Genomic DNA, 11,946 nt, shown 5'->3' with positions numbered 1-11,946 from the left:
TCATGCTGTTCAAAAGTCGTGACGACTTCCGCTGCGTTTTTGTTGTAATGATTTGATGGCCAACCCAACCGAACGAGCGATTTTTCTGCAGGCGATTGACGAGGATGATCTCGACGATCGGGTTGCCTATTTGGATTCGGCCTGTGGCGACGACCGCGAGCTGCGGGCATCCGTCGAGGCGTTGTTGCTTGCGCACCAGCAGCCCGCCGCGTTGCTTGATCATCCCATCGGTGGCGATCGATCGCGGCCGTCGATGCCGGTCGACATTGGTCAAGAAACGGTCCAGCACATTGGCATGCAAATTGGCCCTTACAAGTTGATGGAGCAAATCGGCGAAGGCGGATTTGGCCTCGTCTTTGTGGCCGAACAATCACAGCCAGTTCGCCGCCGTGTCGCGTTCAAGATTGTGAAGCCCGGCCTTGGGTCAAAAGAAGTGATCGCCCGATTCGAGGCCGAACGCCAAGCCGTTGCGATGATGAATCATCCCAACATCGCGCAGGTCTTTGATGCCGGTGTCACAACCGACCATCGACCGTACTTTGCGATGGAGCTTGTCCGCGGCTTGGCGATCACAGATTTCTGTGACAAGCAGCAGATGAATGTCCGCGAGCGTTTGAGTTTAATGGTCGACGTTTGTTCGGCTGTTCATCATGCCCATCAAAAAGGCGTGATCCACCGCGACATCAAGCCGTCCAACGTCATGGTCACGCTACACGACGGCAAGCCGGTTGCGAAAGTGATCGACTTTGGCGTCGCCAAAGCGATCGGCGAAAAGTTAACCGAAAAAACGATCTACACGCGTTTCTACGCGATGATCGGCACACCGCTGTACATGAGCCCCGAGCAGGCTGAGATGAGCGGACTGGACATCGACACTCGCAGCGACATTTATTCGCTTGGTGTGCTGTTGTACGAAGTGCTCGCCGGAACCACGCCGTTTGATCGCGGTCGGATGGATTCGGTTGGTTATGACGAACTGCGCCGGATCATTCGCGACGAAGAACCGCCGCGGCCCAGCACTCGGCTTTCGACGCTCGACCATGCACTTTCCACCGTTGCTGACTCGCGCCGTGTCGACCCGGGGCGACTCGCGTCGACGCTGCGCGGTGATCTGGACTGGATCGTGATGAAGTCGCTCGAAAAAGATCGTTCGCGGCGCTACGACTCGGCTGCCTCGTTGGCTGACGACATACGTCGTTACCTCGGTGGCGAATCGATCATCGCGCGTCCGCCCAGCGCGGTTTATCAGTTCCAGAAATTCGCTCGTCGTCATCGCGTGGCGATCGCCACCGCGGCGCTTGTCGGGTTGTCGATGGTGCTGGGGACGGCGGCCAGTTTGTGGCAGATGTCCGAGGCGATCAAAGAGCGAAACGGCAAGGACGCGGCACTGCGTGAAGCGATGAGTGCGAAGGTCGAAGCGATTGCGGCCAAGCACGAGGTCGAACGGTTTGCCGAGAACTTGACGGAGGCCAATGTGTTGGTCGCCAGCGGTCAGACTCACGCCGACGCCGGGCGCTGGGACGAAGCATCGCGAGACTACAACGCCGCCGTTGCGATTCAGTCGACGTATTTTCTGCCGCGTGTTCAACGGGCACAACTCTACGCACGCATTCGTCTGTGGCCAGAAGCCGCCAGCGACTACGAGATTGCCCTCGACGCGGGCGCTTCGACTTCGCAGCCACAGTGGTGGGGCGTACCATCACTGTTTCTGTACACCGGGCACGACGATGCGTTCACGCGAGTCGCTAACCAGTATCGAAAACAGTTAGCGCAAGAACAACAAACCGATGACCCCAAGTGGTTGACGCTGCGTGGTTTGGTCGTCAGCGATCTGGCTGACCAGTCGGTGGACTATTGGGCGCTTTCGGAATTGGCGCAAGGCTGGTTGGCGTTACCGCCGCCCGGCCCGCCTCCTGGTTTTGATGCGCCGCCCGGTCGAGGCCCGGGTGGACCGCCGCCTGACCGCACGCTCGATGGACGGCCGCGCGAGAGTTTGCCGCGTGAGATGTGCGAGTACATCGCTGCGCTGGCCTATTTGCGAGCCGAAAAATACGATGCCGCAATCGACTTGCTGATTCGCCTGCAAAGTGATCCTCGTTGGCCTGCCAAATACGTAGTTCAGGCTCCACTTGCGCTGGCTCATCATTACGCTGGCGACCGGCAACAGGCGGAGCATGCGCTCGATCTATCTCGCCAGTGGATCGGTGACGTGCTCGACGAGATTCTCGAACTGCCCCAACAGCCGGCTGCGACGCCATGGTTCGATCTGGTCGAGGCATTGCAGGTCCATGACGAAGCATCGCGTGTCATCCGCGGCGCTCCATCATCGTTGGGGCCAAAGATTGACCAGATCCGTGAAGTGTCGCTTGGGCTGATCGCGGGCCCGAGTGACGGACAGCCGAACTAGTCGGCCAACTCAGTCGCCGTCTTGTTCCCCGGTCTGTCAGTCGTGACAATTCATTAGTCCACACTGCCTCGCTAAATCAGCAAGCCGTCGAGTGTTTCGGCAAGTGCTCATCATCCGCGTCCACGAACCCCCAGTGTTTTTCTTATGGCCGACTATACGTACCAAGACGTCGCCAAGATGATCGACCATTCATTGCTCAACCCCACGCTTTCGGTCGCCGACCTCGAAGCCGGCATCGAACTGGCGATCGCTTACGACGTCGCCAGCGTTTGCATCATGCCTTACCACATGAAGCGGTGTACCGAGATGCTGGCCGGGTCGACTGTCAAGCCATCGACGACGATCGGGTTTCCTCACGGCGGAAACACCACTGCGATCAAGCGTGCCGAAGCCGAACAGGCGGTTGCCGATGGATGTCAAGAATTGGACATGGTCGTCAATATCTCGAAAGTTTTGTCGAGTGACTGGGACTACGTTCAGGCCGACATCGCCGCCGTTATTGAAGTCGCTCACGCGGCCGGCCGGAAGGTCAAGGTGATCTTCGAAAACTGTTATTTGAACGACGACCAGAAAATCAAGCTGTGCGAAATATGCACCGCTCTAGGTGCCGAATGGGTGAAAACGTCAACGGGATACGGGACCGGTGGCGCGACGCACGATGACCTGAAGCTGATGCGAAAGCATGCTGGCGACGATGTGCAAGTCAAAGCGGCGGGCGGCGTCCGTGACTTGGATGCGCTGCTGGCTGTTCGCGAGATTGGTGTAACTCGGTGCGGAGCCAGCCGTACGGCTGAAATGCTAGGCGAAGCTCGCAAGCGTCTGGGTCTGCCTGCAATCGACGTTACCGCAACCAACAGCAGCGGCTATTGAAGGGGCGATCGGTTGCCTAGCACTTGATTGCGTGATGCTTCGAGTTTGCCCCGATACGCGCTTCGCTCGTTAGCGTCTACAATTCGCCGCTCTCAAGCTGATTCGGTTTGTTCCCTGCTCCTTCCCTGAATTTTTGGTCCGCATGTCCACTCGCCGTCGCGCCCGCGAGATCGTCCTGCAGTTGCTGTACGAAGCGGACATCAACGGAACTCGTGATGCCGAGTCGTGCCGTCGGTTCATTCGGTCTCGGATGCAGGGCCGCAAGGCGCTGACCAGTTTCGCCTGCAAGCTGCTTGATGGCACGCTTGAACATCGCGACCAGATCGATCAGCGACTGGCAAGGTTGGCGACCAATTGGACGTTGCCGCGAATGCCAGTGGTTGACCGAAATGTGCTGCGACTGGGCGGCTACGAGATCCTGTTCAGTGACACGCCCGGCCGCGTTGCGGTCAACGAGTCGATTTTGTTGGCAAAGCGGTATGGCGATAAAAATAGCCCGCGTTTCATCAACGGAATTCTCGATCGTCTGATGAAAGACGGCCTGGAACTGCCCAGTGATCAGAATCGTGATCGCATCAGCGACGAGTCTGGTGGTGAAACGTCCGCCGAATCAGCCGAATCCGCGGCTTCCGAAGCATCGTCGAGCGACGTCGACAGCGATCATTCGTCGTAGTCGGTAACACGCCAGGCCATCAGATCGCCGACTCTTGGGATCGGGATCGTCGCAGCGACCAAATAGTCGTTTGATTTTCGGCCTGTCACCAAGATCTCGATTGATTGGCGTTGGTAAGCGTCGCCCGTCCGTGCAATGACCGTCAATTCGGCTGGGTTTCGGAGTGCAAAAGAGTCGATTTCGAGCGTTGCGATTGTCCGCGTGCCAGCCTTCTTGACGCTGCGGACCTCGGCAATCGCAAGCCTTGTCCCTCGCCGTAGCCACGATCCCACGTCAGCGTGCAGTTCAATCGGGTGCTCAAAGGTTTGCGCCAATCTCTGCACAATGCCGGCAAATGGATCGTCGAAGGTCCGTTCTCCTGAACTAGAAGGCGTCACGGGTAAAATCAGCGTTCGCAGCGTGCGGCCGATTTGATAAGCGACCGATTCTGCCGATTTTGCGATTTCGTCCGGCGTCGCCGCGTCGCCCGCAAGGATCCGCAGTCCCGTGACCATCACGCCATCTTGGTCGGCCCTCAACAGGCTGGCTTCCACTTCGTCGGTCCAGATTCCCCGGCCGATCGACGACCCGAGGTCCGGATTGACGGAAATCGTGATTTCGGTTCCCGGACACCGGTCGCCAAGTTGGCTGATCATCTCAGGCGAACCGCAGTCGATTGGTACGCCCAGTCGGATCAGTTCCCCAAGTGTCCTTTGGTCAAACGCGTCGGCTGAAAACAAAATTTCGGGTCGGTTTGGCGTCGTCAAAAAGCCTGCCGCCTTAGCCCGTTCGGCCGCTGCCAAGCAGTCGGTATTGAGGGCAAGACCGGACTCTCGCAAGACCGTCAAAGACGCGACCGATTCATCTCGAATCGTCGACGTTCGGACTCGGTCGAATTGCCCTATCGTTGCCAGCCTCTTTGCAATCTCTGAATCGTCGTCCAGCAAAAGAGGGGTTGGAAATCGCGAGGCAAAATCGCGGATCTTTTCAGCAGATAGGGGCATGCAGGTCGTGCGTTTTCGGCGGTAAAGACAGGGGCCAGTATCCGAGCTTCGGCGTTCGGAATAGGTACCCCTCTTTCGGAGATGGTGTTGGTTGTTTGGCCCCAAAATGCCGGCGGCAAGGTCCTGGCGAGGATTATCAAACGAATGCTTTCGAGTAGCTAGGTCTCGGCGTCGCGAAGCTCGTCATTTGTTTAGGCCGCGCTCCGGCGTCGCAGCGAAAGTCTTGTTGCCACTTGCGACGTCAGGTGCCAATGGCTCCGCGTGGGCAGGATTCTGGCAGCGTGCTTGGCCGCCGGTCGCTCGGGGTGTCCGAAGTCTCTTGTTCGTGGTCCGGAACTGGGCAGCTCAGTTGTCGGAAGTTTGCTCTGGCGATGTTTTCTTGCGGGGGCCTTGGGGGCCAGGCTTACGGCCTCTTCGACGCCCTTGCTGGACTGGGACAAATCGGCTTTCGATGCGTTGCAGTAGCTTGCTGATGCAGAGTTTGTTGATGCTGAGATTGAGTTCATTTGACTCTTGGGTCAGCGCGTCATGCAGGCTCTTTGGCAAGCGAATCGTGATCATCTTTTCGGGTTCGTTCGTGTCTCCCTTGGACGATTCGTGGCTGCGGAGAGCGGCGACCATTTCTTGCAGTTCAGCGAACTGTTTGCTTTTTTGGAACTGAGCGAATTCGGTTGTCGTTGGGAAGGTTCTTTGGACCAGGCCCTCGGTGCCAAGCATTTCGCGATAGAAGGCAACCCAGCTTCCCGATAGGGCGAATTGTGCCTCGGCCGCTTTCATGACTTCACCGGCTCGTGCTTGCAGTTCAGCACTGAGCCCAGGGTCTGATGTCGCTGCCGACGCGACTCGATTTGCCAGTGTCTCGACATGGCTAGTTATCGAAGCGGGCGATGTCAGACGAGACGGGCTGGTGTTCTGGGCTTGATCACCAGCGAACGGGTTGCTGGTCGAGTGATTGAAAGATGCCATGTTTGGGACTGTCCTTTGCTCTTGTCGAGCACGCGTCGGGGTTGATAGCCAATGCTTTCAATCCGTCAAACGAGAGTCCGTAACTTGTTTTCTGGAAACAACTTAACGCACATGCCTGCGTTCTGGGCGTTGCCGCCCCCTCTTTTGGGTCGCGTCAGGGTGCGGGGTTTTTGGGCGATGCGTCTTGTGCAGGGTCTAAGTGTCCATGTCGAGAAATGCTGTCATTTAATTGAGGTGGCAGACTGGGCGATATGGCTCGCCGGTGTTCCTCGCCATGCATCTAGGAAGAGAGTCGAGCGAAAGTCGTTAAGACTTTTGGCGTTCCCTTTGGCATTGAAGCAGGATCGCCGACCCTGTGTCTCAGCGGCTCGCCCGATCGTTTTCCCAGAGTCATCGGGTCGCCAATCGCTCAGGCGGCGACAATGCCGTCGCAGGCATCGGCTAGCAGTTCGATGGCTCGGTCGACTTGCTCGCGGCTGGTAGTCCAGCCCATGGAGATTCGCAGTGTCCGGCCGACTTGGGCGCTGGTCATCCCGATGGCTCGCAACGCTCGGGTCGTCTCGTCTGGCGGAGCGTCCGACTGGGCCGTTGCAACGGCCAGTTGCCGAGCGGTTCGTTGGATCCGTTTGGCGTCGCCAGGCATCTCGACGGCCAGCGTGTTTGCCAGTCTCGGGCTGTCTTCGCACAGGATTCTTGCTCGTCCATCAAGGGTCGAGATCAGGCTGTTAGCGAAATGGTCTCGCAGGTCGCTGATGCCGATCTCAACGTCGCCCGCGCACTTGGCCGCCAGCGTCGCTGCGGCGCCTAATCCGATGCATCCGGGGATGTTTTCCGATCCGGGGCGGAGCCCCATTTCGCGGGGTTCGCCGAATCCGATCGGGGATAGGTGCAATCCGCGGCGAACGAACAGGGCGCCGCTGCCTTTGGGGCCATAGAACTTGTGGCCGCTGATCGACATCGTGTCGGCTCGTAGCGACGTGATGTCAACGGGCATCTTGCCGAATGCCTGGGTTGCGTCGCAGTGAATTGGCACCCCCCGGTTGTGGCAGAGGTCGGCTACTTCGCGGACAGGTTGGATGGTTCCCAGGACCGGATTGGCCAGTTGCAGGCAGACCATTCGAGTTGTGGGCCGAATGAGCCGAGCGACCAATTCAGGATCAATGGTCCCGTCCGTTTGGCAGGCAATGGTTTCGATCTCCCAGCCCTGGCTCACCAAGCTGGTGGCTGCCCCAATCACCGAATCGTGCTCAAGCGAGCTGACCAGAATGTGCCCAGGATCTTGTCGAGCCAGGGTGCCCAGGACCGCCAGGTTATTCGCCTCGGTGCCCCCGCTGGTGAACACGATTTCGAACGGTTCGCAGCCCGCCAAAAATGCCACGCCTTCGCGAGCATTTTCGAGCGCCTCGCCGACCGCTTGAGCATGGGCATGGTCTTGACCGGGCAGCATGAAATGGGTCAGCCAATAAGGCTTCATCGCCTCCAGCACCGAAGGGGCAATAGGCGTCGTTCGATTGAAATCGAGGTAGATCACAAGCAGTGCCGGCGTGAGAGAGCGGAGGAGGCGTAGAGGCGCGCTGACTAAGTGCCCACCAGGCAAGGTAATTAAAACCAAACTATTTGTCGCCCGAGTGTCGTGTACTGGTTTTAGCTTGCTCCACCACCCTTAAAGGCGCGGCCGGCTATACCGCTGTCCCGCAGTCAGCTTGCTCGCTGGATGATCAGGGATTTTGCGAAAAAACTGGTTTGAGCGATGGCAAGGGGGCGGAATTCCTTTCTCCGGCAGTTACACTGGTCATTTCACGTTCAGTAGATGCGTTCGGCCAAGAGTTCGCGGAAGTATCGTGAGCCGCACGCGAAAATTCCATTCACACGTTCTGATTTATTCAGGGGTAAGATCTGTCGAAATGCGAAACATCGGAACTCTAATCGCTTTGGTGTTTGCCACCTCCTGTGCGTCCGTTTCGGCGGACTTGGTGACTCTTGATTTTACCGGCCAAGGCGGCCCAGGCGGTAACGTTAGCGTTATTGGTTCTACTTACATGGAAGATGGCTTCACACTTTCGGGCAGTAGTGGCAATTTTGAGAGTCAGCAGTTTGGTTCGCCTCGGTACCAGGTTTCGGAGTCGCTTTTTCTAGCCGTTCTAGACGGCACGATAACCTTGAAGGAAAGCGATAATTCACTGTTCACACTCACCAAAATAACTCTCGCGTCTTTCGCTAGTGGGATCACTGGTGGTCTAAACCCTGATCCTGCTGAAGCGCAAACTATCGTTTTTACCGGAATTAAAGGTGCGTCGACGGTCAGTCAGTCGTACACAATAGCCGCTGGCATAACGGCACCGAGTGTTTTGGAATTCGTTGGGTTCGATGGCGTCTCGCAGGTTAGCTGGTCCCAAGGTTCTACCGTTCCTACGGCTCATCAATTCGATAATATCGAGCTCGACAACTTAAATGTTGTTGCAGTACCGGAGGTCTCTTCTCTCGCTTTGTGTGCAATTCCAGCATGCCTGGCGCTTTTTCGAACGCGATCCCGAAAACGCTGAGAATTCTTGTCGATTGGAAAAAGTTAAACTGGCTGGCAAGCTGCTTGAGTTGTCTATGGAAACGTTCAGGCATAGAATCGGTACGTGTCCGCAAAGTCGTTTCGCAGGCATTCGGTACAAATGGCCTGCTAGGAAGGCTGTTCAAAGATCCCGGGTGTCGGTGAATCTGGGACGCTTGCCCCATCCCCATCGTTCTTTTCTCTTACTCCATCTGGAGCCTGCTCAATGAGTCGCCCTAAATCCGGTTTTACCCTCGTTGAATTGCTGGTGGTGATTTCAATCATCGGCATTCTGATGGGACTTTTGATTCCCGCCGTTAACGCGGCGCGGGAAACGGCTCGCCGTAACCAGTGCGCTACAAACATGAAGAATCTGGCGCTGGCCGGTGTTCAGTACGAAAACACAAAGGGTGAATTCCCCGGCTATGTGATGGACTACGGTCTGTACGCAGGTGGCTCGAGCGCGGTGGACCCATCAGATCCATCCAACGCGGGTGTTCCGCGCCACAAGAAAATTGGTACTTGGGCAGTTGCTTTCTTGCCATGGCTTGATGCCCAGCCGACTTACGAGCACTGGACCACGGACCGTTACCCAGTTATCGTTGCTGACCCTACCAGCCCGCCCGAATCCGGCTCAACCACTGGTGCGTCGGGGGCCGGTTTCCATACACTTGCAGCGCCGAACTTGGCGATCATGCAGTGTCCGAGCAATCCCGTGTCCGGCGGTGATTTTGGAAAAAACAGTTTTGTATACAATAATGGGATGAACCATACGATAGGATCCGGCATGAGTGCCAGCACGGTCGGGGGCGTGACGTTCGCTTCTTCGCAAGATCGCGCCAACGGCGTTGGTAACTCGAAGTACAACGTGACGGCGATTGCGTCCAACGGAACTGGAACCCACGGGTCGGAAGGTCCAAACGTCCGTTTGGATGATTTCAAGGACGGGCAAGGCTTTACGATGTTGTTCGCTGAGAATGTTCAAGCGCTGCCATGGCACCGCGCTGGTCTGATCGCCGGCACGACGTTGCACACGGCCGATGCCGCTCACACGGACATCGTATTCAGTGGAACGACCGCGCTAACCGCTCGATTCGTTCATGGAATGGTGTGGCATTACGAAGACGCTGATTCCGCTGATTCCGGTATGTCAACGCTTTGGAACAAGAATGGCACCGCCGCCGCCGTAGTTCCTGCGGCGGTCAATACCCTTCACCGCATCAACGGTGGTGGGACGACGGTTTCGGATGACATTTTCAATAAGGTGATGACAACGGCTGATGATGCTCGAGATTTGGCTCGTCCTTCGTCGGCTCACGTTGACGGAGTCAACGCAGCGTTCGCCGATGGTGCGACGCGGTTTGTGACTGACAGCGTGGATTATCGTGTTTACCAAGCTTTGATGACGCTTCGTGGCAAGAGCAGCAATGTGCCTTGGCCTGAATTTGTCTTGACCGACGAACTGGGTGACTGATCGCTGTCTGGCGTTTAGAAGCTGTTCAAGAATTTAGGAAGTCGAGGTCTTCGGGCCTCGGCTTTTTTTATGCGCCGATGTTGGGGGCGAATGACGTTGTCGATGACGGTGAGATTGTTGGTGTTGTGGGTTGGTGGGGTTGTGCGTGCGTGCTGGTAAAGATCGGTGACTTTAACGGATTGGTAGTGCAGGGAAACGGTGCGGGCGGGCGATATCTACTCTTGCACCGATCGGATGTTGGTGCGACCGAGTGGTTCTCTAAGACAGAGACCTCCCACCACTTGGGCCCAACAGCATGGCACGGATTGCCCTCCCGCTCTCCCGCTTTGCACCAACATCCAAGTTCCCTCCCGTGACTAAGACGCTCCCCAACTATTTGAAAGTCCACCGCGGACCTGACCAACCAAACGACCGGCCATCCAAAGCGGGCCTCCCTCCCGCTGCCTCCCTGGATGCGACCGAACAGTTTTGGAATGATTTTTCCTGCACCACTGGATGGCGGCTGGATCGACGAGCCAAGCGTCGAGGACAGCCAACGCAGGTTCTTCCATCGGTCAGTGATGTTGATATGGGGAGCGTCTTAGAAAATAGGACGCACTTAGAAGCGATCATCGATCCGGCCGGTCACGGCGTCTCGGCACCTCACACACCCGCCGCCGCCCATGCATCCGCGGCACAGGCCCATCAAGACCAAGACCAAAGCTACGGTCATGGTCAAGCCAATGCACCGGAGCTGTTGCTTGGGCTTGGTAAAATCGACGCGACTCGATTGGCCGATTCCGCTCGCCGGATCACCGACGAACTTGAAGAGTCTCGCGAAGCGCTGCGTCGCCAATCGATGGAGCTTGCCGCTCGGGCATCCTTGATCGCTAGCGACGAAGAAACGACTCGCTTGGCTGACCGTATCGAGTCGCTGATGTCGGACGCGGCGATGGCATGTGGATGTGATGCCGCGGTGCTGTACTTGCTGGACGACGACACCGAATACTTGTTGCCGCGTGCCGCGTTTGGCATGTCTCCCGGCACGTTGTCCAAGCCACCCCGTCCACTGCGTGGCAGTCGCGGCGATTTGGAAGCCATGGTTCGTGACGTGGTCACGATCGATGACTTCGCAGCCGGTTCGATCGATACATGGAATGCACCGGAGGATTTTGCGGCCGGAATTTGCGTCGTGATCAAGTCGGCCGGCGTGCCGATTGGGACACTATGGCTATTCGCAAACGAAGTCATCGAGTTTGGAAAATCCGAAGCCGCAGCCGCTCGGTTGGTCGCTGCGGGAATCGCACTGGAACTTGCCACGGCATCGGCTCGGCGTGATCACTCCAGCCAAAAAGAAGAGAACACTGTCATTCGTGAAGTTGCGGCATGGCAGCATCAGTCGATGCCCGTTGGCGCCATGTTGGCCGAGCGATGGCGTGTTGACGGGATGATCGAATCGCCTGCCGATTGGGCGGCCGGTTGGCACACGTGGGACGTCTTGCCCGATGGAACGATGATGTTGGCGATCGCCGAAGCAGTCGATCGATCCATCGCCGGTGCGATGCACGCCACCGTGGCTCGCGCGGCGCTGGCGTCGCACACGGGTTACCGGCACTCGCCGGCGCAGTTGCTGGGCCGTGTTGGCGACACGCTCTGGCACACCAGTACGGGCGAGCAGTTGATGTCACTGCTGTATGCTCACGTGGACCCCGAAACGGGAGAAGGCGAAGTCGCGTCGGCAGGCAATATCACGGCGATGATCGGCAGCGGTTACGGTTACCGACCGCTGGTCGATGGACGCGGCGAACCACTGAACAGTCACATTGATGCTCGGCCAGTCACCCGGACCTTCCGGATGCTCGAGGGCGAAACGTTCTTGGCTTACACGGCCGGGATGTTCAAAGACGAAGCCGGCCAACGGGCGCTCGGCGAACAACTTCGCCGAGCCATGAAATCGAAGGACATGAATCCGCTGGCTTCGATCCGCCGCGACATGGCTGGCAAGTCGCTAGATCAGGAACGTGGCGCGGTGTCGCTACTGAGATGGTAATC

General features: G+C 57.5%; 8 protein-coding genes and 1 pseudogene. 6 read left to right on the top strand and 3 right to left on the bottom strand.

Annotated elements, in window-relative coordinates:
* The first annotated feature begins 55 nt into the window (after nucleotides 1-55).
* The 3 genes and pseudogenes from Poly59_RS23345 to nusB all read left to right on the top strand — a co-directional run.
* Nucleotides 56-2,407 (top strand): serine/threonine protein kinase, encoded by a 2,352-nt coding sequence (locus tag Poly59_RS23345; protein ID WP_146536502.1) that lies wholly within the window; start codon nucleotides 56-58, stop codon nucleotides 2,405-2,407.
* Nucleotides 2,408-2,551: 144 nt separating this feature from the next.
* On the top strand, nucleotides 2,552-3,277 hold the full coding sequence (deoC, locus tag Poly59_RS23340; protein ID WP_146536501.1) for a deoxyribose-phosphate aldolase: 726 nt from the start codon (nucleotides 2,552-2,554) through the stop codon (nucleotides 3,275-3,277).
* Between the two features lie 142 nt (nucleotides 3,278-3,419).
* A pseudogene (gene nusB, locus Poly59_RS23335) lies at nucleotides 3,420-3,812 on the top strand (transcription antitermination factor NusB); the annotation flags it as partial.
* Nucleotides 3,813-3,937: 125 nt separating this feature from the next.
* Here the strand turns inward: nusB and Poly59_RS23330 are convergent.
* The 3 genes from Poly59_RS23330 to Poly59_RS23320 form a co-directional block, all read right to left on the bottom strand.
* The gene (locus tag Poly59_RS23330; protein WP_146536499.1) at nucleotides 3,938-4,933 is read right to left on the bottom strand and encodes a hypothetical protein; all 996 of its coding nucleotides are present in this window, start codon (nucleotides 4,931-4,933) and stop codon (nucleotides 3,938-3,940) included.
* A 345-nt stretch (nucleotides 4,934-5,278) separates the two neighbouring features.
* Entirely contained in the window at nucleotides 5,279-5,899 is a 621-nt protein-coding gene (locus Poly59_RS23325; RefSeq protein ID WP_146536498.1) for a peptide chain release factor 1, read from the bottom strand.
* Nucleotides 5,900-6,308: 409 nt separating this feature from the next.
* Nucleotides 6,309-7,430: a cysteine desulfurase family protein gene (locus tag Poly59_RS23320; protein WP_261343552.1), complete on the bottom strand. Its 1,122-nt coding sequence runs from the start codon at nucleotides 7,428-7,430 to the stop codon at nucleotides 6,309-6,311.
* 373 nt (nucleotides 7,431-7,803) lie between these two features.
* On the opposite strand from Poly59_RS23320, the gene Poly59_RS23315 reads away from it, so the two are divergent.
* The 3 genes from Poly59_RS23315 (at nucleotide 7,804) to Poly59_RS23305 (ending at nucleotide 11,944) form a co-directional block, all read left to right on the top strand.
* Complete coding sequence (locus tag Poly59_RS23315) at nucleotides 7,804-8,442, top strand: hypothetical protein (protein ID WP_146536497.1); 639 nt, start codon at nucleotides 7,804-7,806, stop codon at nucleotides 8,440-8,442.
* 225 nt (nucleotides 8,443-8,667) lie between these two features.
* The gene (locus Poly59_RS23310) at nucleotides 8,668-9,915 is read left to right on the top strand and encodes a DUF1559 family PulG-like putative transporter (protein ID WP_146536496.1); all 1,248 of its coding nucleotides are present in this window, start codon (nucleotides 8,668-8,670) and stop codon (nucleotides 9,913-9,915) included.
* Nucleotides 9,916-10,267: 352 nt separating this feature from the next.
* Nucleotides 10,268-11,944 carry a PP2C family protein-serine/threonine phosphatase gene (locus tag Poly59_RS23305; protein WP_186776469.1) on the top strand — a complete coding sequence of 559 codons (1,677 nt, stop codon included), beginning with the start codon at nucleotides 10,268-10,270 and terminating at the stop codon, nucleotides 11,942-11,944.
* The last annotated feature ends 2 nt before the right edge of the window (nucleotides 11,945-11,946 follow it).

Source organism: Rubripirellula reticaptiva (assembly GCF_007860175.1).
GTDB lineage: Bacteria > Planctomycetota > Planctomycetia > Pirellulales > Pirellulaceae > Rubripirellula > Rubripirellula reticaptiva.
Note: the sequence above shows the minus strand (reverse complement) of the source record. Positions and strands in the feature narration are given on the sequence as shown.